Below are 26,474 nucleotides of genomic sequence, written 5' to 3'. Positions count from 1 at the left end.
TCCTTGGGGCGGGAAGTGTAGCAAGCGATGCTTGCACAGAGCCACTTGCGTCAATAAAATAAACCGACGCGCCGGTCTATTAAATGATTCGGCACGCACGTTCTTCGAACTGAATCCATCACGCATCCACCCTTATGACCGAATTCGAATTTCTGGAACCCGACCTCCTCGACGAAGACCTGCGCATGGTGCGCGAGCAGGTGCGCCGCTTTGTCCGCGAGCGCATCGTTCCATGTGCCGATGCCTGGGAAGTCTCGGGTGAGATCCCGCGCGAGCTGTTCCGCGATCTTGGCCAGCTTGGGTTCCTCGGGATGCGCCACCCGGTCGAATACGGCGGTGGCGGCATGGGCCCGTTGGCTTCCGTCGTCCTCGGGGAAGAGCTGGCGCGCTCCGGCTACGGCGGCGTGGCGTCGGCCCTCACGGTACACAGCGACATGTCCATCGGCCACATCGCGCACCGCGGCACGCATGAGCAGAAACTGAAGTACCTGCCCGCGGCCTGCGCCGGAGAAAAGGTGGGCGCCGTGTGCGTCACGGAGCCGAACGCGGGCTCGGATGTCGCCGGCCTCAAGACGCGCGCGCAGCGAACGCCCGATGGCGGCTGGGTGGTCAACGGTTCCAAGACCTTCATCACCAACGGCGTGTACGGCGACATCTTCATCGTGGCGGCCCGCACCGATCCTGATGCGAAGGGCAGTCGCGGCATCTCGCTGTTCATCGTCGAGAAGGGGAACCCTGGCCTGAAAGTCGCGCGCCAGTTCGACAAGCATGGCTGGCGCTCGTCCGACACCGCCGAACTGTTCTTCGACGACATGAAGTTGGCGCCCGATGCGCTGCTGGGCGAGGAGGGCAAGGGCTTCTACTACATCATGAGCACGTTCCAGAACGAACGGCTGGTGGTGGGCGCGCTGGTCTCGGGAACCTGCGCCCGCGCCATCGAACTGACGGTGGACTACGTGCGCCAGCGCCAAGCGTTCGGCAAGACGCTGTGGGACCAGCAGGTGGTGCGCAACAAGCTTTCCTGGGTCGCGTCCAAGGCGGCGGCCGCGCGTGCGCTCACCTACCAGTGCGCCCAGATGATCGCCGAGGGCAAGGACACCGTGCGCGAGGTGTCGATGCTCAAGGCCTTCGCGGCCGAGACTCTGCAGGAAGTGGTCCACACCTGTCTGCAGTTGCACGGCGGCACCGGCTTCATCATCGGCACGCCGGTGGAGCGCATGGCGCGCGATGCCCGCATCCTGACCATCGGCGGCGGTGCCACCGAGGTGATGCTCGAAGAAGTCGCCAAGCGCATGTGAGCGGCGATGAACGGGACGGAATTCACCCCCTACGGATGGCCCGAACCGGGCGACCGCTACCTGGCGGCAACGGAGTTTCTGGACTTCGGCGCTCCTTCGGTCGCCCAGTTCGTGGCCGATGCAGTCCGGGACGCGACGACGCCGACACAGAAGGCCGTTCGGCTATTTGGCGCGGTGCGCGACCAGGTCCGCTATGACGCGGGCAATGTGCGGTTGACGCAGGCGTGTTTTAAGGCAAGCACTGTGGTGGTGGACGGCGAGGCCTTCTGCATCCCGAAGGCGGCGCTGCTGGTGGCCGCGGCGCGCTGCGCCGGCATCCCGGCCGCGATCGGCTTGTCGGATGTGGTCAATCATTTCAGCACGCCGAAGATGCAACAGGCCATGGGCGGGCGTGATGTGTTCATGCACCACGGCTGGGCCGCGCTTTACCTGGAAGGGCGCTGGGTGAAGGCCGTGCCCGCGTTCAACAAGGAACTGTGCGCGCTGATGGGCGTCCCGCCAACCGAGTTCGACGGCACGCAAGACGCGGTGCTCCAGCAGTTCAAGGCCGACGGATCGGTGCACATGGAATACCTGCGCGATCACGGCATCTGGTCGGACGTGCCCTTTCAACGCATCGAGGCCGACTGGACCGGCTACTACCCGCCGACGCTGTGGCGCGACAGCCGCGCTGACGCATGAATTTTTCTGCTCTCCCTTCTTTTCGAAAGCTGCGTCATGTCCGGGCCTCTCTCCCACATCACTGTCATTGAACTGGCCGGCATCGGCCCGGGGCCGTTCGCCTGCATGATGCTGGCCGATCTGGGCGCCACGGTCGTTCGGGTCGATCGCCTGCCCGGACCTCCTTCCAGGGGAGGCCTTGAAGACCTGATGCGCAACGACAGCATCGTCGACCGCGGCCGACGCTCGGTGTCGGTGAACATGAAGGACCCGCGCGGCGTCGAGGCGGTGCTCCGGTTGATGGAGCATGCCGACATCCTGGTGGAAGGGTTTCGCCCCGGCGTGGCGGAAAAGCTGGGCCTGAGCCCGTCGGTGTGCCATGCGCGCAATCCGCGACTGATCTACGGCCGCATGACCGGTTGGGGCCAGACCGGGCCGCTGGCGCAGGCGGCCGGCCACGACATCAACTACATCTCCCTGTCGGGCGCGCTCCACGCCATGGGCGAGGCCGATCGCCCCCCCGTGCCGCCGCTGAACCTGGTGGGCGACTACGGCGGCGGCGGCATGCTGCTGGTCGTGGGTGTGCTGGCCGCGCTGGCCGAGGCCCAGCACTCGGGCAAGGGGCAGGTGGTCGACGCGGCCATGACCGACGGCGCGGCGCTGCTGATGGCTGCGCAGTACGGGCTCATGGCCAAAGGCTTCTGGCAAGACCGGCGGGAAAGCAACTTCCTGGACGGTGCGGCGCATTTCTACGGCACCTATGAATGCGCGGACGGCCGCTACGTGTCGATCGGCGCCATCGAGCCGCAGTTCTACAGCCAACTGCTGACGCTGTGCGGCATCGACGATCCGCAGTTCCGACAGCAATGGGCGCAGGGGGAATGGCCCGCGCTGCGCCGCAAGCTCGATGCCGTGATGCGCCAGCGCACGCGTGACGAATGGTGCGCGCTGCTGGAAGGCACCGATGCGTGTTTTGCGCCGGTGTTGTCGATGGCCGAGGCGCCCTTGCACCCGCACAACCGGGCACGTGGAACCTTCGTCGCCCCGCAGGGCGTCAGTCAGCCCGCGCCGGCGCCGCGATTCGATCGGACGCCTTCAGGGCTTCCACAGCCCGCACCCACGGTGGGGGCGCACACCGGGGAACTGCTTGCCCACGCAGGCTTTGCGCTCGAGGACATCCGCGCGCTGCACGAGGCCGGCGTCATTCATCTGGCCGGAGCTGTCGCATGAGCCTTGCACCACCGCCCTGCGCACGAACGCCGTTGCATTCCCGTCGTATCCATTGCGATGGTTTCCGGCGCGAAGATGGCCTCCTCGAACTGGAGGCCACGCTGATCGATACCAAGCCCATGCCGCTGCAGCTGGTGAGCCGGGTGGTCCCGGCCGAGGAGCCCATTCACCAGATGCGGGTGCGCCTGGTGCTCAACGCGCAGCGCGAGATCGTGGATGCGGCCGCATTCAGCGAGCACACCCCCTATTCCACGTGCTCGGGCGTGGAAACCGGCTATCGCCAGCTGATCGGCCAGCGCATCGAGCCGGGCTTCACCCAGCAGGTGAAGCGCCTGTTCCGCGGCATCGCGGGCTGCACCCACATCACGGAACTCCTGCCCTTGATGGCGAGCACCGCCTTCCAGCTGTTCTGGGCCGATGGCAGCTTTGCCGAGCAAGACGCGCGCGCCAGCGAGCAACGCCAAACGCCGCTGGGCGGTTGCCATGCCCTCCGGCTGGACGGCGAAGTCGTCCGGACCTATTTCCCCCAATTCCATAGGAAACCTTCGCCATGAATGACGCTGTGCTTTTCGATGTTCAGGACGGCGTCGCCACAATGACCCTGAATGAAGGCGCGCGGCTCAACCCGTTGACGCAGCCGCTGCTCCAAGGTCTGCTCGGCGGACTGCACCGCGTACGCGAAGACCCGAACATTCGCGCCTTGCTGCTGACCGCCAACGGCCGCGGTTTCTGCGTCGGGGCGGACCTGCAGGAATTCGGGCGCCGCGCCGCCGATCCGGCCAGCGGCACCTTGAGTGACTACGTCGGCCAACTGCTGCGTGAGCAGGCCAGCCCGATCATGCTGGAGATGCGCACACTGCCGGTGCCCGTCGTCTGCGCGATCAACGGAGTGGCCGCCGGCGGCGGTGTGGGATTGGCCTTGTCCGGCGACATGGTGCTCGCCGCGCGCTCCGCCTATTTCTACCTGCCGTTCATGCCTTCGCTCGGGCTGGTGCCGGACATGGGCTCCAGCTGGCTGGTGCCGCACTCCGTCAGCCCGGCACGTGCGCTGGGCCTGGCACTGACCGGCGAGAAGCTTGATGCGCAACGGGCTGCGGAGTGGGGATTGATCTGGGCGTGTACGGATGACGAGATCCTGCAAGAGGCGGCCCGGGCATTGGCGCTGCGCCTGGCGCGTCTGCCATCGCATGCGATCTTGGAGGCACGCGCACTCGCGTCGGCCGCCGGCCGCAACAGCCTGGAGCAGCAGCTGATCCTCGAATGCGAGCGCCAGCAGGCGCTGATCGATGGCGACTCTTTTGCGGAAGGCGTGCGCGCGTTCGCCGAGCGGCGTCCGCCTGTCTTTGCCGGGCGACGAAATGCGTAGAAGCCGCGAGGCGGCATGAGGCGTTCATGCGCCCGGAACGGACCCCGAAGCCCGGTGCAGTCGCACCGGGCTTTTTCACTGCGGGCCCACATGCGGGAAAGCCCGCAGCGCGATGCCACGGGGATCGTCGGATACGACGATACCTCGCGCGAGGCCTCTCCTTAATGTCCATGGTGCGCCTGAACGAAGGGCGCGGCATTCGAACAACAGGCCCCGCACGCTCCCCTGGAGCTGACGACGGGGCCCCGATGGAGACACAGCTTGCTGGTATTGCAGATCATCGTCGCGGGCATTGCGCAGGGCTGTGTCTACGGCCTCATTGCTCTAGGCTTCGTGCTCATCTACAAGGCGACCGAGACCGTCAACTTTGCCCAGGGCGACCTGATGATGCTCGGGGCCTTCGCCGGCCTGGCCGGCATGAGCGTGCTGGGCTGGCCCTTTTGGCTGGCTGCGCTCGCGGCCGTCGCAGTGATGGCGCTGGCCGGCATGCTGATCGAGCGCGCGGTGATCCGCCCCGTGCTCGGCCAGCCGCAGTTCTCCATCGTGATGCTCACCTTCGGCCTGGGCTACATCGCCCGCGGCGGCGTCACCATGGTGCCGGGCATCGGCACCGACACGCATGCGCTGGCCGTGCCCTACAAGGGCAGCACGCTCGACCTGGGGGCTGTGGTGGTCGGCGGCGAGCAGATGGTGATCATCGGTGCCACCGCCGCGCTGTGCGGCGGCCTCTGGCTGCTGTTCCGCTACACGCGCGTCGGCATCGCAATGCAGGCCTCGTCGCAGAACCAGCTGGCGGCCTACTACATGGGCATTCCGGTGCAGCGCCTCAACGGCCTGGTGTGGGCGCTGGCCGCGGCCGCCGCCACGGTGGCCGGACTGCTGCTGGCACCGATCACCTTCGTGCACGCCAACATGGGCTTCATCGGGCTCAAGGCCTTTCCGGCGGCCATCGTCGGCGGCTTCGGCAGCCTGCCGGGCGCCATCGTGGGCGGTTTGATCATCGGCGTGGTGGAGTCGCTCTCGGGCTTTTTCTTGCCCGAGGGCTTCAAGGACGTGATGCCCTACGTCGTGGTGCTGCTGATGCTGGCGATCAAGCCGACCGGGCTGTTCGGCGATCGCGCGCGCAAGAAGGTCTAGGACCGCAAGAAAACCAAGGCCACCCATGCGCTTCGTATTCAAGACCCGTTACGACCAGGACATCGCGCTCGCCCGCCACGGCGGCGACCGCTTCTGGTACTCACTGCTCGTGCTGGCGCTCGTCGCCGCACCCTGGCTATTGCCGGAGTACTGGCTGGCGCAGCTCAGCTTCGTGTTCATCTATGCCATCGTCGCCGTCGGCCTGATGCTCTTGGCCGGCTTCACAGGGCAGTTCTCGATCGGCCATGCCGCATTCATGGGCATCGGCGCCTACGCTGAGGCTTATCTGGCGGCGCGGGGCTGGCCGCTGGCGGCGAGCCTGGCCTGCGCGATGGCGCTGGCCGCGGCGGCCGGCGTGGTGGTCGGCTTGCCGGCGCTGCGCGTCAAAGGCATGTACCTGGCCATCGCGACCCTGTCCTTCGGTTTCATCGTCGAGGAAGCGCTGGCGCGCTGGGAGAGCGTGACTGGCGGGAACGCGGGCAAGTCGGTGCCGGCGCCGCAGGTGTTTGGCTATGCACTCGACAGCACCGAGAGCTTCTACTTCCTGTGCCTGGTGTGCGTGGTCGGTAGCACGCTGGTGGTGCTCAACCTCTTGCGCGCGCCGACCGGACGGGCCTTCGTGGCGATCCGCGACTCGGAAGTGTCCGCGCAGAGCATGGGCATCCAGCTGGCGCGCTACAAATCGCTCTCCTTTGCGATCTCGGCCGCGCTCGCCGGCCTGGGCGGTGCGCTCTACGGCCACAAGATGCAGTTCATCTCGCCCGAGCAGTTCAGTCTGGTGCAGTCGATCGACCTGGTGCTGATGGTGGTTATCGGCGGGCTGGGGTCGATTCACGGCGCCTTCTTCGGCGCGATCTTCCTGATCGGCATGCCGCAGCTGATCTCGCTGGGCAAGGATTACCTGCCGGCGGCGATCGGGCAGGCCACCGGCCTGCAGAGCGTGGTCTACGGCGCAGTGCTGATCGCCTTCGTGATGCTCGAGCCGATGGGCCTGTACGGGCGATGGCTCAAGGTGAGGACCTGGTTGGAGCTGTACCCCTTCTATCGGCGCGGCATGTTCAAGCGGCAGAAGTCCTTCCAGAAATCGGAGCGGTTGAAATGAGCGCCCCCTTGCTTTCGGTGCGCGATCTCAGCGTGCGTTTCGGCGGTGTGCTGGCGGTCAACAAGGTCAGCTTCGACGTCCATGCGGGCGAGGTTTTCACGCTCATCGGACCCAACGGTGCGGGCAAGACCACGGTGTTCAACCTGATCAGCCGCATCTACACCCCGACCGGCGGCACGCTCAGCTTCGACGGCCAGCGGCTCGACGCGGTGCCGCCGCACGGTGTGGCCGCGCTCGGCATTGCGCGCACCTTCCAGAACATCGAGCTCTTCGAGCATGCGACGGTGCTGCAGAACCTGCTGATCGGGCGCCACATCCGTCGCAGCACCGGCGTGTGGGCCGAGATGCTGTTCACGCCCGCGGTGCGCGAGGCCGAGCGCCGCACGCGCCGCAAGGTCGAGGAGGTGATCGACCTGCTCGAGCTGCAGCACTACCGCGATGCGCTGGTGGCGGGCCTGCCGTACGGCGTGCGCAAGGTCGTGGAGTTGGCGCGCGCGCTGTGCACAGAACCCAAGCTGCTGTTGCTGGACGAGCCCTCGTCCGGCCTGAACGTGGAGGAAACGGGCGACATGGCATTCTGGATCGAGGACATCCGGCGCGACCTCGGCGTGACCATCCTGATGGTGGAGCACGACATGGGGCTGGTGTCGAAGGTGTCGGACCGCGTGCTGGCGATGAACCAGGGGGCTGTGCTCGCCGTCGGTACGCCGTCCGAGGTGCAGGCGGACCCCGGCGTTGTCGAGGCCTATCTCGGGACTGTTGACGATGTGAGCAGCTTGCGGAGGAAGGCATGAGCGACGTCATCCTCCAACTGCTCAACGTCGAGAGCGCCTACGGCCCCATCAAGGCCATCCGAGGCGTGAGCCTCAAGGTGCGTGCCGGGGAGATCGCCACCGTGCTGGGCTCCAACGGCGCCGGAAAGACGACGATCCTCAAGACCATCTCGGGGATCATCGATCCGCGCAAGGGCAGCATCGAGTTCAAGGGCGGGAACATCACGGCGAAAGACCCCGCTCACATCGTGCAGCAAGGCCTGAGCCACGTGCCAGAGGGCCGCGAAGTCTTTCCGTTGCTGTCGGTGAAGGACAACCTGCTGATGGGCGCCTACACCCGCCGCGACCGTGACGGCGTGGCGCGCGACATCGAGACCGTGTTCGGCTACTTCCCGATCCTGAAGGAGCGGGCTGCGCAAGATGCCGGCCTGTTGTCGGGCGGCCAGCAGCAGATGCTCGCGATCTCGCGCGCCATCATGGCCGGCCCCGAGATGATCCTGCTCGACGAGCCCAGCCTGGGCCTCAGCCCCAAGCTCACCAAGGAAATCTTCGAGATCGTGGTGCGCATCAACCGCGAGCGCGGCACCACCATCCTGCTGGTCGAGCAGAACGCCAACATGGCCCTCAACGCTTCGGACTACGGCTACGTGCTGGAGAACGGCCGCATCGTCATGGAAGACACCTGTGATCGCCTGCGCGAGAAGGACGACATCAAGGAGTTCTACCTGGGCATGAAGGAAGAGGGCGCACGCGGCGAGCGCCGCTGGAAAAAGAAGAAGACATGGCGATGAAAAAACCGATGCACATGCCCAGACTCTGGAACCTCGATCACCTGGCGCCGCACCACGACATCGTGACGCCGGGCGACACCGTGCCGCGCATGTTCTGGAACGCGGTCGCCGCGCGCGGCGACGCCGTGATGATGCGCCAGAAGGCCTTCGGACTGTGGCAGGCCTGGAGCGCGCGCGATGTCGGCGTGATCGTGCGCGAGCTTGCCATGGGCCTCGCGGCCGCCGGCCTGCAGCCGGGTGACTGCGCGTCGATTCTGTCGAACACGCGCGTCGAATGGGTCTGGTTCGACATGGCGGTGCTGAGCGCTGCGGGCATTTCGAACGGCATCTATCCGACCGACTCGGCGGGCCAGGTGCAGTTCCTCTGCGAGGACTCGGACACCGTGGTGCTGGTGGTGGAGGACGAGGAACAGCTCGACAAGGCGCTGGAAGCGCGCGCGCGTTTGCCGCGCCTGCGCAAGATCGTGCTGATCGACCCGGCCGGCCTGTCCCGGTACAGCGACCCGATGGTGACGACCCTCGAGGCGCTGCGCCGCGAAGGCGCCGCCTACGACCAGGCCCATCCCGGCGAGTTCGATCGCCTGCGCGAGCTGCGCGGCCCTGACGAACTGGCCATCCTCATCTACACCTCGGGCACCACCGGAAAGCCCAAGGGCGCGATGCATTCGCACCGGGGCCTGCTGGTCGTGGTGCAGGGGCTGAACGTCTTCCTGCCGCAGGACGAGCGCGACGAGCGCATGTGCTTCCTGCCGCTGTGCCACGTGGCCGAGCGCGTGGTGGGCCTGTACGCCTCGATCTACACCGGCACGCGGATGAACTTCGTCGAGAACCCCGACACCGTGCCGGAGAACGTGCGCGAGATCGCGCCCACGGTCTTCGGCGGGGTTCCGCGGCTGTGGGAGAAGTTCTATTCGGCCGTGACCATCGCCGTGAAGGAAGCCGGCCCGCTGCAGCAGGCGCTGTATGCCTGGGCGTTGTCGGTGGGGCACGCAGTCGCTGAGCGCGTGCTCGCCGGTCAGCCGGTGGGCGGCTGGCTCAAGCTCAAATACCACCTGGCCGGCTTGGCCGCGCTGAACAACGTGCGGCGCTTCATCGGCATCCAGCGCTGCCGCTTCCTGGTCACCGGCGCGGCGCCGATCTCGCCCGACCTGATCCGCTGGTACTTGGCACTGGGCCTGCCGATGCTCGAGGCCTGGGGGCAGACCGAGTCCGGCGGCATCTCGACTTCGATGCCGCCGGGACGGATCCGCCTGGGCACCATCGGCACCGCCAGCGCCTACAACGAGGTGTGCCTCGACCCGGCCACGGGCGAGCTGCTGGTGCGCGGGCCCAACGTCTTCATGGGTTATCTCAACCAGCCCGAGAAGACCGCCGAGACCATCGATGCCGAAGGCTGGCTGCACACCGGCGATGTGGGCGCGGCCGACAGCGACGGCTTCTTCCGCATCACCGACCGCATGAAGGACATCATCATCACGGCCGGCGGCAAGAACATCACGCCCAGCGAATGGGAGAACGAGCTCAAGTTCTCGCCCTACGTGACCGATGCGGTGGTGATCGGCGACCGCCGCGCCTACCTCAGCGCGATCGTGATGATCGAGTTGGAGAACGTTGAGAAGTTTGCGCAGGACCACGACGTGCCTTTCTCCAACTACGCGAGCCTGGCGCGCGCGCCCGAGATCCTGGCCCTCATCCAGGCGGAGATCGAGACGGTCAACAAGAAGTTCGCGCGCGTGGAGCAGATCAAAAGGTTCTTCCTGCTCGAGACCCAGCTGAGCGCCGAGGACGAGGAGCTCACGCCGACGATGAAGCTCAAGCGCAGCTTCGTGCAGAAGAAGTACGCCGAGCAGATCGAAGCGATGTACCGCTGACTACAACCCCCGAAGGAGACAAGCACCATGAAGAAGATCATCCGCCACGCGCGCTGCCTGCTGGCCGTGTCCGCCGTCGCTTTCGCCGCAGCCGCGGCCGCCCAGACCCAGGGCGTGAGCAAGGACGAGATCGTGCTCGGCACGCTGCAGGATCTGTCAGGACCGCTCGCCGGTTATGGCAAGGACTTGCGCAACGGCATGCTGCAGCGCGTCGCCGAGGCCAATGACAAGGGCGGCGTGCACGGCCGCAAGATCAGGCTGCTGGTCGAAGACAGCGGCTACGACCCCAAGAAAGCCGTGCTCGCGGCGCAGAAGCTGGTCAACCAGGAAAAGATCTTCGTGATGGCCGGCTCGCTGGGCACCGGCGTGAACAACGCCGCGCTGCCGGTGCAGAACGCCAAGAACGTGATGAACTTCTTCCCGGCGGCGCTGTCGCGCGACATGTACGAGCCCATCAGCAAGCTCAAGTTCGCCTTCCTGTCTTCGTACTACGACCAGATCGCGCCGGCGTCGGCACGCCTGTTCAAGGAGAAGAAGGCGCAGAAGCCCTGCATCATTTACCAGGACGACGAGTACGGCTTGGAGATCCTGCGCGGCGCCGAGGCGGGGCTCAAGACGGTCAATGCGGCGCTGGTCGAGAAGACCAGCTTCAAGCGGGGCGCCACCGATTTCTCTTCGCAGGTGGCGCGCCTGAAAGCCGCGGGATGCGACTTCGTGGTCACCGGCACGCTCATCCGTGAGACCGTGGGCACGATCAACGAGGCGCGCAAGCTCGACTTCAACCCGACCTTCCTGGGCGCCTTCGGCACCTACACCGATCTGATCCACAAGCTGGGCGGCAAGGCGATGGACGGCTTCTACTCGACGATGACGGTGCAGCACCCTTACGAGGACACGGCGCCCGAGGCGCTCAAGCCCTGGATGGCCAGCTATCGCACCCGCTTCAACGAAGCGCCCTCAGCCTACTCGATCTACGGCTACGTGATCCTGGACCGGCTGGTGCGGGTGATGGACAAGGCCGGTCCCCAGCTCGACCTCGACACGCTGGTCAAGAGCCTCGAGTCGTTCAAGATGCCGGCCGACATGTTCGGCATGCCCGAGATGAGCTTCGGGCCGGACCAGCACCTGGGCTCCAACAAGGCGCGCCTGTCGCAGATCCAGGACGGCCGCTGGAACGTCGTGCTCGACTACGACCAGGCGAAGTGATCTCTCTCACCTGACGAACTGGAGCATTCCATGCATATCGACCGGATCGCGCGCTTCGGCGCCGCGGCTGTGCTGGGTCTTGCGGGCGCCGCTGCGTCGGCCCAGACCCAGGGCATCGGCAAGGACGAGATCGCCCTGGGCAGCGTTCTGGACCTTTCGGGCCCGGTCGCGGGCTACGGCAAGGACGTGCGCAACGGCCTGCTCATGGGCGTGGCCGAGTTCAACGCGCAGGGCGGGGCGCACGGGCGCAAGCTGCGCCTGCTGGTCGAGGACAACGGCTACGACCCCAAGCGCACCGTGCTCGCGGCCCAGAAGCTGGTGAACCAGGACAAGGTGTTTGCGCTCGTCGGCACCTTCGGCACGCCGCACGCGCTGGCGGCGATGCAGGTGCAGGCGCCCAAGGGCGTCTTCAGCCTGTTCCCGATGGCGCTGTCGCGTGACATGTACGAGCCGCTGAGCAAGCTCAAGTACGCGATGCTGCCGTCGTCGGTGGACCAGATCCGCGGCGTGGTGCCGGGGATCTATCAGCGCAGCAAGGCGCGCAAGGCCTGCACCCTGTACCAGGACGACGACTACGGGCGCGAGGTGGTGCAGGGCGCCGAGGCCGGCTTGCAGTCGATCGGTGCGGTGCTCGCCGAGCGCACCAGCTACAAGCGCGGCGCCACCGACTTCTCGTCGCAGGTCGCGCGGCTGAAGTCGGCCGACTGCGACTTCGTGGTGCTCGGCACCGTGATCCGCGAGACGGTGGGTGCGATCGCCGAGGCGCGCAAGCTGCAGTACGCGCCGACCTTCGTGGCAGCCTCGACCGCCTACTCGGACCTGATCCCGAAACTGGGCGGCAAGGACATGGACGGCCTCTACGCGGTGACCACCGCGCAGCAGCCCTACCTCGACGATGCATCACCGGCCATCGCCGCCTGGGCGGCACGCTACCAGGCGCAGTTCAAGGAAGCGCCGACGGTCTTCTCGGTCTATGGCTTCACGATGATCGAACTGCTGGCCAAGGGCCTGCGCAAGGCCGGCGGCGATCTCGACGCCGAGCGTTTCGGCAAGGCGATGGACAGCATCGGCGATGTGCCGGGCGACATGTTCGGCAATCCGCCCATGCATTTCTCGCCGACGCGGCACCTGGGCTCGGACCGGTCGCGTCTTTCACAACTGCAGGGCGGCCGCTGGAAGGTCGTGCTGGACTACGACCAGATGCAATGAAGGGATGCCGATGAACCGCAAGGTGATTGTTGCCGGCGTGGGCATGCTGCCCTTCGCCAAGCCCGGGGCCAGCGAGAGCTACCCGATGCTCGGCGCGCGCGCCGCCAAGGCTGCGCTGGACGATGCGCGGGTCGACTACCAGTCGGTGAACCAAGTCTACGCCGGCTACGTCTACGGCGACTCCTGCAGCGGGCAGGCGGCGGTCTACCACGTCGGGCTCACCAGCGTGCCGGTGATCAACGTCAACAACAACTGCGCCACCGGCTCCACCGCGCTCTTCCTGGCGCGCCAGACGGTGGCCAGCGGCGCGGCCGAGTGCGTGCTGGCCCTGGGGTTCGAGCAGATGGCGCGCGGCGCGCTGGGCGTGCATTTCCAGGACCGTCCCGACCCCTCGCAACGCCTGCTCGACACCATGCAGCAGATTCAGGGAACGGACGTCGGAGCGCCCATTGCGGCGCAGCTATTCGGGGGCGCAGGGCGCATGCACATGCAGCTCTACGGCACGCGCGCCGACACCTTCGCCCGCATCGCGGTCAAGGCGCGGCGCCATGCGCAGAACAACCCCAACGCGATCTTCCGCCAGCCCCTGACACTCGATGAAGTGCTGGCCTCGCCGGCCGTGTTCGACCCGTTGACCCGGTTGCAGTGCTGTCCGCCGACCTGCGGCGGTGCCGCCGCCGTGCTGTGCTCCGAAGACTTTGCACGTCGCCATGGCCTGGACGCCCGCGTCCGGATCGCGGCACAGGCCATGAGCACCGACGGCAACAGCAGCTTCGACGAGAAGGACATGCGCAAGCTGGTCGGCTACGATATGACGCGCCGGGCGGCACAGCAGGTGTACGAGGCAGTCGGCATCGGCCCCGAGGACGTCCCGGTGGCCGAGCTGCACGACTGCTTCACCACTAACGAGCTGCTGAGCTACGAGGCGCTTGGCTTCGCGCCCGAGGGCGGCGCTGAGCGTTTCGTGCTCGACGGCGACAACACCTACGGTGGTCGCGTCGTGACCAATCCTTCGGGCGGGCTGCTGTCCAACGGGCACCCGCTGGGTGCGACCGGGCTGGCCCAATGTGCCGAGCTGGTGTGGCAGCTTCGCGGGCAGGCTGGTGCCCGGCAGGTCGAGGGCGCGCGTGTCGCTCTGCAGCACAATCTGGGGCTCGGCGGCGCCTGCGTGGTGACGCTCTACCAACGGGACTGAGGCCGTGCACGGCGATGGAACCCTGGCCCCGGTCCGTCGCCGCGGCGGCGCGGACGTGACGAATCTCGAGGAGCCTGCCATGCCGACCGGCACACCCGGTCACACAGACGATCCCACCCGCCAGAGTGCCACGCTTCCGGTTGCCGTGCCGCAGCCCGCGCCGCGGGCGTTCCCGCTGGCCGGCAAGCTTCGCCCACCGCTTGCCACTGCGTTCGAGCTGCAGCGCACCGAGATCTGCGAGCGCATATTCAATGCCGGGGCTGCGCGGCTGGTGTTGTTGCGCGCGCCTGCGGGCTTCGGCAAGACCACGGTGATGCTGCAAGTGCGTCGGCGCTTCGAGGAAACCGGACTGCAGCAGGCCTGGCTCACGCTCGATCGCGCCGACAACGATGTCGGGCGCTTCCTGGCGGCGTTGACGGCTTCGCTGGAGCCGCTGATTCCTGCGCTGCGCAAGCTGCAGCCGCTCGAAGGGCAGGGGCCGGACGAACTTGCTTTCGCCTTGATCGACACAGTGGCGGCGCATCCGGCACCGCTGGCGCTGTTCCTTGACGACTTCGAGGTGCTGCAGAGCCCTGTCGTGCTCGGCCTGGTCCAGGAGTTGATTGATCAGCTGCCGCGCGGCGCGCAGCTGATCATCGGCTCGCGCGGGGTGCCCGAGCTGGGGCTGGGCCGGCTTCGCGCACGGGGTCGGCTGCTCGAAGTCGAGCCGACACAACTGCGCTTTTCCGAGGCCGAGGTCGATGGGTTCCTGCGCCAGCAGCGCGGCCTCACCTTGCAGCCGGAGGACATCCGTCGCCTGCACCGCAGCACCGAGGGCTGGGCTGCGGCGCTGTGGCTGGCGTCCGTGACGCTGGAGCATCGCGACGAGCCCGGCCGTTTCATCGCCGGCTTCTCGGGGTCGAATGCGGCGGTGGTCGACTACTTGGTGGAAGACGTGCTCTCGCGGCAGTCCGACGATGTGCGCGGCTTCCTGCTGCGCACCAGCATCCTGGCACAGCTCAACCCGTCGTTGTGCGATGCCGTGTGCCAGCGTGACGACAGTGCGGCCATGCTGCGCGCACTCGAGCAGGCCCACCTGTTCCTCATCCCGCTGCAAGCCGACCACAGCGAGTACCGCTACCACGGCATGTTCGCGGAATTCCTGCGGGCCCAGCTGGCCCGACAGCACGCGCAGGAGATTCCGGCGCTGCACAGTGCCGCCGCGCAATGGTTCCTGGGTGTCGGGCGCCCCGTGCCGGCGATCGAGCATGCGCTCGCGGCCGGGGACCTGGCGCTTGCATTTCCAATGCTCGAGGCCGAGGCCCAGTCGCTGCTCGACCAGGGGCGTGTCAGGCTGCTGTCGCGCTGGCTCGATCCGCTGCTTGAAGCCGGGCAGCTGGCCGACCGTCCGATGCTCCAGGTGCTGCACGCCTGGGCTGTCTGCTTGGCGCGCGGACCGCGGGCCGCGGCCCCGTTGCTCGAGCGGCTGGAGCAGCGCACCGACGACGATGTCGAGGTGCGCGCCCACCGGCTCGCGATGAAACCCTTGCTGATGGTGCTGACCGACCGCATCGACGAGGCAATGCCGCTGACCACCGAACTGCTGGTGGCGCTGCCCGTCGAGGCCACCTTCGCGCGCGGCTTCCTGGAAGTTGTGCTGGCCAACCTGGCCATGATCGCCGGGCGTTACCACGAGGCCCTTCGCCTGGTCGATGCGGCGCGCAGTCGCCAGCCCGAGCACAGCAGCAGTTTTAACTTCGCCCTGTCCGAGGCGGCAGAAGGGGCGGTCGACCTGACGCAGGGCCGTCTGCGCAAGGCCATCGCACGCCTGCGGCTGGCGGTGAGCGCGGGCACGGTCGACCCTTCGCGCGCCACCAACGGCAACGCCATGGCCGGCGTGCTGCTGGCCGAGGCCTTGTACGAAGCCGACCAGTGCGAGCAAGCCGAGCGCCTGCTGGCGGTCTACATCCCGCTGATCTGCCGAGTAGGCATTCCGGATCAGCTGATCTGCGCGCACGTGATCATGGCCCGCATCGCGCTCGACCAGGGCGATGCCGACCGCGCGCAGCAGTTGCTCACCGAACTCGAGCACATCGGACACCGCGACGGGCTGTCGCGCGTGGTGGCGAGCGCGCGGCTCGAACGCGTGCGCATGGCCGTGGTGGAAGGCCGGCTAGCGCGTGCCAGGGCCGAGCTCGATCGCTGCAACGACAAGCTGCTGTGGGCGCGTGTCTCGCGCCTCTCGTTGCGTGCCAACGTGGTCGAGACCTACGACGTGGCGCAGGCGCGCTGGTCGATCGCCAGCGGCCACGCTGCAGAGATGGTTGCTCCGCTGCGTCAGGAACTCGACGCCGCCGAACGCGCTCAGCGCGAGCGCCGGGCGCTCACATTGCGGCTCCTGCTGGCCCAGGCCCTCTACCGGGACGAGCAGCGCAACAAGGCGATGCGCGTGCTGGCCAAGGCCGTTCGTCTCGCGGCCGCCGAAGGGTACGTGCGCGCCTTCCTTGACGAAGGCCCGCTGGTGCTGACGATGCTGCGCGACCTGCGCACCGTGCCCAACGCGCTGCTGGACGAGGATGCTGCTGCTTCCGACGATGCCCCGTTGGCTTTCATCGACCGGATGCTGCGCGAGCCTGCCACTGCTATCGCGGGCAGCGAAGCGATCGCGGCCGAAGCGGGCCAGCGCATGGGCGCATCGGCGCCCAGCGAGCTACTTACCCGCAAGGAGATTCAGGTCATGCGGCTGGCGGCCGAGGGCCTGTCGAACGACCAGATCGCGGAGCGTCTCTTCGTCGCCGAGACCACGGTGCGTACGCACCTGCGCAACATCAACGTCAAGCTCGATGCGCGCAACCGGATGGAGGCGATCGCGTTCGCGCGGCGCGCCGGACTCATCGCCTGAGCGTCCCGGCTTTGCGTGGGGAAAAGTGCCGGCGCAATCTCGTCGGATGCGACGATATCGAGGCGCCATGCCGATTGCACACTCGGCGCCGTGTCGCGAGGACCTCTGCGGCGCGACCCCACAAGAATCCGGAGACTTCCATGCCCCTCACCCTGGCGTTACACAAGGCACGCCGTGAAAATCCCGACCGGCTGGCCGCCATCTGCGGCGACCGGCGCACCACCTACGCGGAGCTGCATGCGCAGGTCGCGCAACTGGCGGGCGGCCTGCACGCCGCGGGCGTGCGCCGCGGCGACCGCGTGCTCGTGCTGGCGCCCAACTCCGACCGCTTTCTGGCCGTGGTCTACGCCACATGGTGGCTCGGCGCCGTGCTGACGCCGCTCAATTGCCGCTGGAGCGTGGACGAACTTGCCTTTGCGTTGGCCGACAGCGGTGCCAGCGTGCTGCTGCTGGACGACGTCTTCGTGCCGCTGTTGCAGGCCCTGCGCCAGAAGTCGCAGTCGATGCCAACCGTCGTCGTCATCGGCGAGTCTGGCAAGGTGCCCGAAGGCGCGTGGCGCTACGAGGAACTGCTCGGGCATGGCGCTCCCCTGGACGACGCCTACGTCGGGGGCGATGCGCCGGCGGTGCTGCTCTACACCGGCGGCACCACGGGTCGCTCGAAAGGCGTGCTGCTGTCGCACGGTGGACTCCTGGGCAACACACTCGCGTCCATCGCCATCGGCGAGCGAGCGCCCGGGGCGATCTGCCTGCACGCGCTGCCGATGTTCCACGTCGGCGGCCTGGCCGTCGTGCTGCAGGCCATGGTGGGCCAGTGCACGCAGCTGATGCTGCCGGTCTTCGACCCGGCCGTATTCCTGGCGCTGATCGCGCGCGAACGCGTGACCGAGGCGGCGCTGGTGCCCACCATGATCAAGCGTGTGGTGGACCACCCTGACATTCGCAGCCGCGACCTGTCGAGCCTGAAGCGCCTGTACTACGGCGCTTCGCCGATCGACGGCACGCTGCTGGAGCAGACCATCGCATGCCTGCCCGATGTCGGGCTCACCCAGTTCTATGGCATGACCGAGACCGCGGGCATCGCGGTGGCGTTGCCGGCCTGGTGCCACAGCGCCGAGAGCCGTGCGCGAGGCCGCCACCTGGCCGCGGGCCTGCCGACGCCCTGCATGGAAGTGCGGGTCGTGGACCCGGAGGGAAATGATCTGCCCGCCGATGCAGTGGGGGAGGTCTGGCTGCGCGGCCCGGGCATCATGCTGGGCTATTGGAACCTGCCCGAGCAGACCGCGCAGGTGCTGCACCAAGGCTGGATGCGCACCGGCGACGGCGGCCGGCTCGACCCAGAGGGCCTGCTGCACATCGTCGACCGGCTGAAGGACATGATCGTCAGCGGCGGGGAGAACGTCTACTCGACCGAAGTCGAGAACGCGATCCTCGCGCTGCCCGGCGTGGCCCAGTGCGCGGTGCTCGGCGTGCCCGATGCCGACTGGGGCGAGCGCGTACACGCGGTGCTGGTGCTGCAGCCCGGCGCGCAGATCGATGAGACCCGCGTCATCGCGCACTGCAAGGAGCGGATCGCCGGCTACAAGTGCCCGCGCGGCGTCGAATTTCGCAGCGAGTTGCCGGTGTCCGGCGCCGGCAAGCTGCTCAAGCACCAGCTGCGCGAAGCGTACTGGCAAGGCCGCGAGCGCCGCGTCGCCTGAAGGAACACCACCCCATGAACCGAAACCTCTTCCGTCCCGAGCACGAACTCTTCCGCGACAGCGTGCGTCGCTTCCTGCAGCAGCATGTCGGTCCGAAGCTCGAGGGCTGGGCCGAGCGCGGCTGCTTTGACCGCGCGGTGTTCAGCATCGCCGGCGAACTCGGCCTGCTGTGCCCGACCGTGCCCGAGGCCTATGGCGGCCCCGGCGCCGACTTGCTGTATTCGGCCGTGGTGCTGGAGGAAGCGGCGCCGTACAGCAACTTCGGGTTGTCGCTGACGATGCACTCCGAGATCGTCACCAACTACTTCCTGCACTTCGCCAGCGAGACGCTGAAGGCGAAGTGGCTGCCGCGCATGGTCAGCGGCGAAGCCGTTGCGGCGCTCGCGATGACTGAGCCCGACGGCGGCTCCGACGTGAAGGCGGTGCGTGCCACCGCGCTGCGCGAAGGGGACCACTACCGGCTCAATGGCGCCAAGACCTTCATCTCGAATGCCACCACCTGCGACCTCGTGGTGGTGGTTGCCAAGACCGACCCGGCGGCCGGAGCGAAGGGAGTCAGCCTGCTGGTGGTCGACACCACGCTGCCGGGTGTGAAGAAGGGCTCGCCGCTCAAAAAGATAGGCCTCAAGGCGCAGGACACCGGCGAGCTGTTCTTCGAAGACGTCATGGTGCCCGTTGACCACCTGTTGGGCGAGGAGGGGCGCGGCTTTGCGTACCTGATGCAGGAATTGCCTTGGGAGCGGCTGCAGATCGCGGTGTCGGCCATCGCCGCCGCGGAAGATGCCTACCGCATGACGGTCGAGTACGTGCGTGGGCGCCGCGCCTTCGGGCAGGCCGTTGCGGATTTCCAGAACACGCGCTTCGTGCTGGCCGAGCTGAAGACCGAGATCCGCATCGGCCGGACCTTTGTCGACCGCTGCCTGCAGCAGCTGCTGCAGCGCGAGCTCGACGCCGAGGCCGCCTCGATGGCCAAGTACTGGTGCAGCGACCTGCAGTGCAAGGTGGTCGATGCCTGCGTCCAGCTGCATGGCGGCTACGGCTTCATGGCCGAAGTGCCGATCGCTCGGGCGTACGTCGACGCGCGCGCCCAGCGGATCTACGGCGGCACCAACGAGATCATGAAGGAGCTCATCTCGCGCAACCTCTGAGCGGGCCGAATTCGTCGGATGCGACGATACCGGGCGGGTTCGCTGCGGCGACAGTTCCAGGCATGGGACATCAACCGCACAACGGCATCGCAGTGGCCGGCATCACACTGCAACTCCAGGACGCGGTCGCTACGATCGCGATCGACCTTCCCCAACCCAAGAACAGCTTTCGCGTCGAGAACGTGCAAGCGCTCGGCGCCCAGCTGGACGCAGCGCTCGAAGGCGGCGCGCGCTGCGTCGTGCTGCGCGGCGCTGGTGCGGTGTTTTCGGCGGGCTGGGACATTGGCTCCATCGACCCCGCTGCCGACGACCCGATGGCCATGATCGGCCAGGTGGTCGGCCCGCTGTGCCAGCGGCTGCGGGCCTTGCCGGTGCCGACCATCGCGGCTGTAGCGGGGCCGGCGCTGGGCTTCGGCTTCGGGCTGGCGCTGTGCTGCGACATGGTCCTGGCCGAAGAAGACGCGCTCTTCGGCAGCCCGTTTCGGCACATCGGCATGGTGCCCGACACCGGCGCCCACAACATCCTGCTGAGCCGCACGGGCTTTGCACTGGCCTCCGAGCTGATCTACACCGGCCGCCTCGTGAACGGCACCGAGGCCGCCGCGCTGCGCCTGGTCAACCGCGCGGTGCCCACGGGGGCCGTGGCGGACGAGGCGCAGAAGCTGGCGCAGAACATCGCGAGCGGGCCGACCGCGGCCTTCCGCCTGTCGAAAGAGGTGCTGCTGGAAGGCGGCGACTTCGATTCGATGCTCGCGCACGAGGCACGCCAGCTGCAGAAAGTCTTCGCCACCGACGACCTGAAGGAAGGCATTGCGGCCTTCCAGCAGCGCCGCCGCCCCGCTTTCACAGGCCGCTGATCTGCGCGCCGAGGCCCCCATAACCAAAGACAAGAACCCCAAGGACGACAGATGACAGAAGCCTACATTCTCGACGCCGTGCGCACGCCGCGCGGCCGCGGGCGCGCCAGCGGCGCGCTGAACGAAGTCGCACCGGCGCGCCTCGCCGCCCAGGTGCTCCAGCAGATCCGCGACCGCAACCGGCTGGACACGGCGCTGGTCAACGACGTGATCCTCGGCTGCGCCGAGCCGGCGCTGGAGCAGGCGTCGAACATCGGCAAGGCCGCGGTGTTCGCGGCCGGCTACGACCATGCGGTGCCCGGCGTGCAGCTCAACCGCTTCTGCGGCTCGGGGCTGGAGGCCTGCAACTTCGCCTCGGCGCTGGTCAAGTCGGGCCAGGCCGAACTGGTCATCGGCGGGGGCGTGGAGAGCATGTCGCGCGTGCCCATGTTCGTCGGCGGCGGGCCCTGGATCACCGACCCGCAGATCACCATTCCGAACCGCATCGTGCCGCAGGGCGTGTCGGCCGACCTGATCGCCTCGCTTTACGGCTTCAGCCGCCAGGACGTCGACAGCTACGCGGTGGAAAGCCAGCGCCGCGCAGCCGCCGCCTGGGCCGAGGGCCGCTTCGCGAAATCGGTGGTGCCCGTGCGCGACATGAACGGCGTGGAGATCCTGGCGCAGGACGAGCACGTCCGCGCCGACACCACGATGGACACGCTGGCCAAGCTCGAGGCTTCCTTTTCCGTGCAAGGCGAGAAGATGGGCTTCGACGCGATGGCGCTTCAGCGCTACCCGGAGCTCGGTGCGATCACGCATGTGCACCACGCCGGCAATTCGTCGGGCATCGTCGACGGCGCTTCGGCGGTGCTCATCGGCTCGCGCGAGATGGCCGATCGGCTCGGGCTGAAGCCGCGCGCGCGCGTGGTGTCCTTCGGCACCATCGGCAGCGAGCCGACCATCATGCTGACCGGCCCCGCGCCGGCCGCCGAAGCAGCGCTCAAGCGGGCCCGCATGAGCGCCGGAGACATCGATCTGTTCGAGTGCAACGAGGCCTTCGCCGCGGTGGTGCTGCGCTTCATGCAGGCGCTGCGCGTTCCGCACGACAAGGTCAACGTCAACGGCGGCGCCATTGCGATGGGCCATCCGCTGGGGGCGACCGGCGGCATGCTGCTGGGCACGCTGCTTGACGAACTCGAACGCCGCGACTTGTCGACCGGCCTGGTCACGCTGTGCGTGGGCGGCGGCATGGGTTCGGTGATGGTGATTGAACGCGTCTGACGCAGGAGCAAGAAAAATGATCGACTACACGCTCGATGCCGACGGCATCGCCACCCTGACCTGGAACGTGGCCGACCGGCCGATGAACGTGCTGAACCTGACGTCCATCGCCGCCTTCGACGCCGCGGTCCAGCGCGCCATCGGCGACAGCGCCGTGAAGGGCGTCATCGTCACCTCGTCGCGGCCCGAATTCGTGGCTGGCGGCGACCTCGACCTGATCCGCCGCATTCGCACGGCCGAGGAATCGATGGCCAGCTCCGGCCCCTTCAGCCGCACGCTGCGCACGCTCGAGACCTCGGGCAAGCCATTTGTCGCCGCGATCAACGGCACGGCGCTGGGCGGCGGACTGGAGATCTGCCTGGCCTGCCATCGTCGGATCGTTGCGGACGACGCGAAGATCCAGCTCGGCGTGCCCGAAGTCTCACTGGGCCTGCTGCCCGCCGCTGGCGGCACGCAGCGCCTGCCGCGCATGATCGGCATCAAGGCCGCGTTGCCCTACCTGCTCGAAGGCCGCAAGGTCGCACCGGCGCAGGCACTCGAAGCCGGCATCGTCGACGAAGTGATGCCTGCCGATCAGCTGCTGGCGCGTGCCAAGGCCTGGCTGTTGGCCGAAGGCCCGCAAGCCACCGTCAAGCCCTGGGATGCCAAGGGCTTCAAGTTCCCGGGCGGTACACCGCAGACGCCGGGTCCGACGCAGCTTTACTTTGGCATTGCCGGCAACCTGCTGGGCAAGACGCAGGGCCTGTACCCCGCACCCGAGGCCATCCTGGCGTGCGTGTACGACGGCTGCCAGGTCGGCATCGACGCCGGTCTGAAGATTGAGCAGCGGCAGTTCGCGCACCTGGCGACCTCGTCGGCGACCAAGAACATGATCCGCACGCTCTTCTATTCGATGGGCGAGGCCAACCGGCTTGCGCACCGGCCCAAGAACGTGCCCAAGCGCGACTACGGGCGCATCGGTGTGCTGGGCGCCGGCATGATGGGCGCGGGCCTGGCGCACGTGAGCGCACTGGCCGGCCTGCAAGTGGTGCTGCTGGACACCAGTCTCGAAGCGGCCGAGAAGGGCAAGGCCTACGGCGCGAAGATCCTTGACGCCCAGGTCGCCAAGGGCCGCATGGCCGCCGACAAGCGCGACCGCACGCTCGCGCTGATCGAACCGACCGCCGACTATGCGGCACTGGCGGACTGCCAGATCGTGATCGAGGCGGTGTTCGAAGATCGCGCCGTCAAGGCCGAGGCCACCCGTCGGGCCGAGGCCGCGATGGCGCCCGACGCGATCTTCGCGTCGAACACCTCGACGCTGCCGATCACCGGGCTGGCCGAGGTGTCGTCACGGCCTGCGCAATTTGTCGGCCTGCATTTCTTCTCGCCGGTCGAGAAGATGCCGCTGGTCGAGGTGATCCGCGGCAAAGTGACCGCCGAGGCCACCATTGCCCAGGCACTCGACTTCGTGAAGCGCATCCGCAAGACGCCGATCGTGGTCAACGACTGCCCGGCGTTCTATGCCAACCGCGCATTCGGCATGTTCCCCTACGAGGCCATGACGATGCTGGCCGAAGGCGTGAACCCGAACCTGATCGAAAACGCCGGCCGCATGGCGGGCATGCCGATGCCGCCGCTGGCGCTCATCGACGAGTTCTCGGCCGAGCTGCTCTACAAGGCACTCAAGCAGAGCCGCCTGGACCAGGGCACCGCCTACCGCGAGCAGCCGCAAGACGCTGTGCTCGTGACCATGGTGGAGAAGCTCGGGCGACTCGGCCGCAAGGTGGGCAAGGGCTTTTACGACCATCCGGCCGACGGAAAGAAGACCCTGTGGCTGGGTCTGGCGGAGCTTTATCCGCTCGCCGCCGAACAGCCGGACGTGGAGCAGGTGCGCCGGCGCCTGATGCATGCACAGTCGCTTGAGGCGGCGCGCTGCCTGGCGGAGGGCGTGGTCAGCGCGCGCGATGCCGATGTCGGTTCGTTGCTGGGCTGGGGATTTCCGGCGGCCCTGGGCGGCGCGGTCAGCCACATCGATACCGTGGGTGCGGCGCGCTTTGTTGAGGAGTGCGACCACCTGGCGCGTCATCACGGTGAACGCTTCGAGGTGCCATCGGCACTGCGCGAGTTGGCGGCTGCGGGTGGCCGCTATCTGGAGGCTTGAAGTGGCCGCGCTTCTTCATGGCGTGAGCTTCATCGCGCTGGCCGGCAAGGGCTGACATGGACTACTCCGGCCGATACCGCCCGGTTCGCCCGTTGCGACCGGAGGACGACTTCAACCATCCAGTCGAAGCGCATCCCTTCTTCAACGAGAGCCGCTACGTCCATCTGATCGATGGACGTCAGCGCATCGGCGGCTGGTTCCGGATCGGACAGCGCGCGAACCAGGGTTTGTCCGAGATGACCGTGTGCCTGTACCTGCCGGACGGACGCGTGGGCTTCATGTTCGCGAAGCCCGGGACGGTCAGCCAGGACGGCGTCGAAGCCGCCGGGCTGCGCTTCGACTTCGATCAGCCTATGCAGCATTCGCGCTTGCACTACGCTGGGCCAGTCCACGTGATGGCGGATGGTGCGGCGATGGAGAACCCGCGAGCCGCCTTCACACCGCGATCACAGGTAGATGCCGAGATCGCGTTGGTCTTCGAAGCCGTGGCACCCGCTCACGGCGGCGAATTGCTGGGCGACGAGGGCGAGCCCTTCGACGAAGGGGAGGGGCGCTACTTTGCACGGGCGCACTACGACCAGTCAGTGAGAGGGCAGGGCACGCTGCGCGTCGGAGAGACCTCCTGGGAGATTGCAGGCCATGGCCTGCGCGATCATTCCTGGGGTCCACGGCTGTGGCAAGCGATTCCGTGGTATCGCTGGTTTCCCTGCACGTTCGACGATGGCTTGGCGATGTGCGTGATCGTGGTTCAGAAGGGCGATGGCGAACTGCTGGAAACGGGCTATGTGCACGACGGCAGCGGCCGCCTGCGCCATGTGCACAGCGTCCGGCTGCAGACGCGCTATGACGCGCGAAGCTATCCCACGGGGTTCTCGCTGAGCTTCGAGAACGAAGTGGGCCAGCAGTACGACATCGAGGGTGAAGTGCTCGCCAGCGTGCCGTGCCGTCATTGGCGTAAGCTGCCCAACGGGCGTACTGACAAGGCGCGCATCATGGAGTGCATGACACGCTATCGTTTGGGCGAGCGTGTCGGCTTCGGCATGGCGGAGTATCTCGACCATCAGGATTCCGCTGACGGTGACGCGTTCGAAGGCATCCGTGCAGGCCGCTGACGCAGATCGGTTGTTGATGGCGCTGCGTCGCCACCGCCCCGACGTGTCGGCCATTGCGGCGCTGAGAGCGGTTTCCGGCGGTGCGAGCCAGGAGATCTGGTCTTTCGATGCCTTGTCGCCGAGTGGCGCACAGGGCTTGATCTTGCGGCGCACCCGCCAATGGAGCGAAAACGGCCAGCAAGGTAGCGCAGGCATGGCCGCCGAGGCCGCGTTGTTGCGATCTGCCCTGGAGGCCGGTGTGGCAGTGCCCGAGGTGATCGGCGAGCTGTTGCCATCCGATGGGCTGGGCGATGGCTACCTGATGCGACGGGTGGAGGGCGAGTCGTCGGCTCGCGCCATTCTTCGCGATCCGGAGCTTGCGCAGGCACGGCGCACCCTGGCCGCCGAGTGCGGCGCACTGATGGCTCGCATCCATGCGATGCCGCAGGCGAAGTTACCTGCTCTTCGCTGCGGCGGTGCCGCGCATGAGCGTCGACATTGGGAAGCGGCACACCGCGCTAACGGTACGCCGCGGCCGGTGTTCGAGCTGGCGCTTCGCTGGCTCGCGGAACATGAGCCCGCGTACAGCGATCCAGCGGTGCTCGTTCACGGAGATTTCCGCAACGGCAACCTCATCGTAGGCGCGGAGGGCGTGCGAGCGGTGCTTGACTGGGAGCTCGCGCACCTCGGCGACCCTATGGAAGATTTGGGGTGGTTTTGTGTCAATTCCTGGCGCTTCGGCAACGTGGAGCTGGAGGCCGGAGGCTTGGGCACACGGGCGCAGCTTTTCGCAGGGTACGAGGCCGAATCGGGCCGACGCGTGGATGCGGCGCGCGTTCACTATTGGCAGGTTCTGGGCACCTTGAAGTGGGGCATCACCTGTGACGCGATGGGGCTGGCCTGGCGCAATGGGAGCGACCTTAGGATCGAGCGGCTCGCCATCGCGCGGCGTGCCTCGGAAGTCGAGGTCGATCTGCTGGTTGCGATGGGCGAGATTCGGTCGACGCTCTTGTGGGAGCGAGCAGACGATGAAATTGGCGTCTTCGAACGGGACGACCCAGAGCCGTTGCCAGCCTCCGCCGACGAGCTCACCATCGCCATTGCTGAGTTGCCACTTGCCTCCACCGCAACCGACGAAGGCAGAACGAATCGCGACGCTCGTATCGGCATCAGCCTGCAGTCCACGCTGGCACGCGAGCGTGAGATGGGCGCACGCCTGGCGAGCGAAGAGGCCGATCGAATCTGTCGAATGCTCGGCGTGCAAGCTGATCTGGAGCGGCTTCGCGCCGCGCTTTGCACGGCCATCCGAAACCGAAGTTCGGCCTGCGATGCTGCAGCGTTGAACGCCCATTTTTGGACTACCGCCCTGGGTCAACTGGCTATCGATCAGCCGCGCTATCGGTGGCGCCACATAAATTGAGGTCTGAATGCGACCAATCTTGAGCACTGTCCGAATGCTCTGGAAGTCGCGCGCGAAGATGAATGAGCATCAGCGAATTGGCTCATTGCGGCGCGCTCGAAGCAGCCTGGGCCAAACTGCTCCTCTCGGGCGGCCC

The 26,474-nt window shown here is 67.3% G+C and carries 21 protein-coding genes; all 21 read left to right on the top strand.

Annotated features, from left to right (window positions below; translation table 11 throughout):
- Positions 1-134: 134 nt before the first annotated feature.
- The 21 genes from FFI97_RS09315 (at position 135) to FFI97_RS09215 (ending at position 26,338) form a co-directional block, all read left to right on the top strand.
- Positions 135-1,298: an acyl-CoA dehydrogenase family protein gene (locus FFI97_RS09315; protein ID WP_139701756.1), complete on the top strand. Its 1,164-nt coding sequence runs from the start codon at positions 135-137 to the stop codon at positions 1,296-1,298.
- Positions 1,299-1,304: 6 nt separating this feature from the next.
- Positions 1,305-1,979 carry a transglutaminase-like domain-containing protein gene (locus tag FFI97_RS09310; protein WP_139701755.1) on the top strand — a complete coding sequence of 225 codons (675 nt, stop codon included), beginning with the start codon at positions 1,305-1,307 and terminating at the stop codon, positions 1,977-1,979.
- Positions 1,980-2,015: 36 nt separating this feature from the next.
- Positions 2,016-3,188, top strand: a complete 1,173-nt coding sequence (locus FFI97_RS09305) for a CaiB/BaiF CoA transferase family protein (RefSeq protein WP_139701754.1) — start codon at positions 2,016-2,018, stop codon at positions 3,186-3,188.
- Positions 3,185-3,742 carry a DUF2889 domain-containing protein gene (locus tag FFI97_RS09300; protein ID WP_139701753.1) on the top strand — a complete coding sequence of 186 codons (558 nt, stop codon included), beginning with the start codon at positions 3,185-3,187 and terminating at the stop codon, positions 3,740-3,742. The genes FFI97_RS09305 and FFI97_RS09300 overlap by 4 nt, the downstream gene beginning before the upstream one ends.
- A complete protein-coding gene (locus FFI97_RS09295; protein WP_139701752.1) occupies positions 3,739-4,554 on the top strand; it encodes an enoyl-CoA hydratase-related protein in 816 nt (271 codons plus the stop codon). Before FFI97_RS09300 ends, FFI97_RS09295 begins: the two co-directional genes overlap by 4 nt.
- Before the next feature lie 261 nt (positions 4,555-4,815).
- Positions 4,816-5,691: a branched-chain amino acid ABC transporter permease gene (locus FFI97_RS09290; protein WP_139701751.1), complete on the top strand. Its 876-nt coding sequence runs from the start codon at positions 4,816-4,818 to the stop codon at positions 5,689-5,691.
- 25 nt (positions 5,692-5,716) lie between these two features.
- Positions 5,717-6,793, top strand: a complete 1,077-nt coding sequence (locus FFI97_RS09285; RefSeq protein WP_139701750.1) for a branched-chain amino acid ABC transporter permease — start codon at positions 5,717-5,719, stop codon at positions 6,791-6,793.
- On the top strand, positions 6,790-7,587 hold the full coding sequence (locus FFI97_RS09280) for an ABC transporter ATP-binding protein (protein WP_139701749.1): 798 nt from the start codon (positions 6,790-6,792) through the stop codon (positions 7,585-7,587). Before FFI97_RS09285 ends, FFI97_RS09280 begins: the two co-directional genes overlap by 4 nt.
- A complete protein-coding gene (locus tag FFI97_RS09275) occupies positions 7,584-8,357 on the top strand; it encodes an ABC transporter ATP-binding protein (protein WP_139701748.1) in 774 nt (257 codons plus the stop codon). The genes FFI97_RS09280 and FFI97_RS09275 overlap by 4 nt, the downstream gene beginning before the upstream one ends.
- Before the next feature lie 14 nt (positions 8,358-8,371).
- Positions 8,372-10,228: an AMP-dependent synthetase/ligase gene (locus tag FFI97_RS09270; RefSeq protein WP_139701747.1), complete on the top strand. Its 1,857-nt coding sequence runs from the start codon at positions 8,372-8,374 to the stop codon at positions 10,226-10,228.
- 27 nt (positions 10,229-10,255) lie between these two features.
- A complete protein-coding gene (locus tag FFI97_RS09265) occupies positions 10,256-11,434 on the top strand; it encodes an ABC transporter substrate-binding protein (protein ID WP_139701746.1) in 1,179 nt (392 codons plus the stop codon).
- Positions 11,435-11,464: 30 nt separating this feature from the next.
- Positions 11,465-12,643, top strand: coding sequence for an ABC transporter substrate-binding protein (locus tag FFI97_RS09260; protein WP_139701745.1), 1,179 nt, complete (start codon positions 11,465-11,467; stop codon positions 12,641-12,643).
- 10 nt (positions 12,644-12,653) lie between these two features.
- Complete coding sequence (locus tag FFI97_RS09255) at positions 12,654-13,838, top strand: lipid-transfer protein (protein ID WP_139701744.1); 1,185 nt, start codon at positions 12,654-12,656, stop codon at positions 13,836-13,838.
- A 79-nt stretch (positions 13,839-13,917) separates the two neighbouring features.
- Entirely contained in the window at positions 13,918-16,719 is a 2,802-nt protein-coding gene (locus tag FFI97_RS09250) for a LuxR C-terminal-related transcriptional regulator (protein WP_139701743.1), read from the top strand.
- 140 nt (positions 16,720-16,859) lie between these two features.
- The gene (locus FFI97_RS09245; protein WP_139701742.1) at positions 16,860-18,419 is read left to right on the top strand and encodes a class I adenylate-forming enzyme family protein; all 1,560 of its coding nucleotides are present in this window, start codon (positions 16,860-16,862) and stop codon (positions 18,417-18,419) included.
- 14 nt (positions 18,420-18,433) lie between these two features.
- Complete coding sequence (locus FFI97_RS09240) at positions 18,434-19,567, top strand: acyl-CoA dehydrogenase family protein (RefSeq protein ID WP_139701741.1); 1,134 nt, start codon at positions 18,434-18,436, stop codon at positions 19,565-19,567.
- A 62-nt stretch (positions 19,568-19,629) separates the two neighbouring features.
- A complete protein-coding gene (locus FFI97_RS09235; RefSeq protein ID WP_139701740.1) occupies positions 19,630-20,424 on the top strand; it encodes an enoyl-CoA hydratase/isomerase family protein in 795 nt (264 codons plus the stop codon).
- A gap of 51 nt (positions 20,425-20,475) precedes the next feature.
- Positions 20,476-21,684 carry an acetyl-CoA C-acetyltransferase gene (locus tag FFI97_RS09230; RefSeq protein ID WP_139701739.1) on the top strand — a complete coding sequence of 403 codons (1,209 nt, stop codon included), beginning with the start codon at positions 20,476-20,478 and terminating at the stop codon, positions 21,682-21,684.
- Positions 21,685-21,700: 16 nt separating this feature from the next.
- Positions 21,701-23,827, top strand: coding sequence for a 3-hydroxyacyl-CoA dehydrogenase NAD-binding domain-containing protein (locus FFI97_RS09225; protein ID WP_139701738.1), 2,127 nt, complete (start codon positions 21,701-21,703; stop codon positions 23,825-23,827).
- A 56-nt stretch (positions 23,828-23,883) separates the two neighbouring features.
- On the top strand, positions 23,884-24,939 hold the full coding sequence (locus tag FFI97_RS09220) for a hypothetical protein (RefSeq protein ID WP_139701737.1): 1,056 nt from the start codon (positions 23,884-23,886) through the stop codon (positions 24,937-24,939).
- Positions 24,905-26,338, top strand: coding sequence for a phosphotransferase family protein (locus FFI97_RS09215; RefSeq protein ID WP_221937667.1), 1,434 nt, complete (start codon positions 24,905-24,907; stop codon positions 26,336-26,338). The genes FFI97_RS09220 and FFI97_RS09215 overlap by 35 nt, the downstream gene beginning before the upstream one ends.
- Positions 26,339-26,474 lie beyond the last annotated feature (136 nt).

Origin of the sequence: Variovorax sp. KBS0712, assembly GCF_006323185.2 — a bacterium.
In the GTDB taxonomy this organism is placed as follows: Bacteria; Pseudomonadota; Gammaproteobacteria; order Burkholderiales; family Burkholderiaceae_C; genus Variovorax; species Variovorax boronicumulans.
Note: the sequence above shows the minus strand (reverse complement) of the source record. Positions and strands in the feature narration are given on the sequence as shown.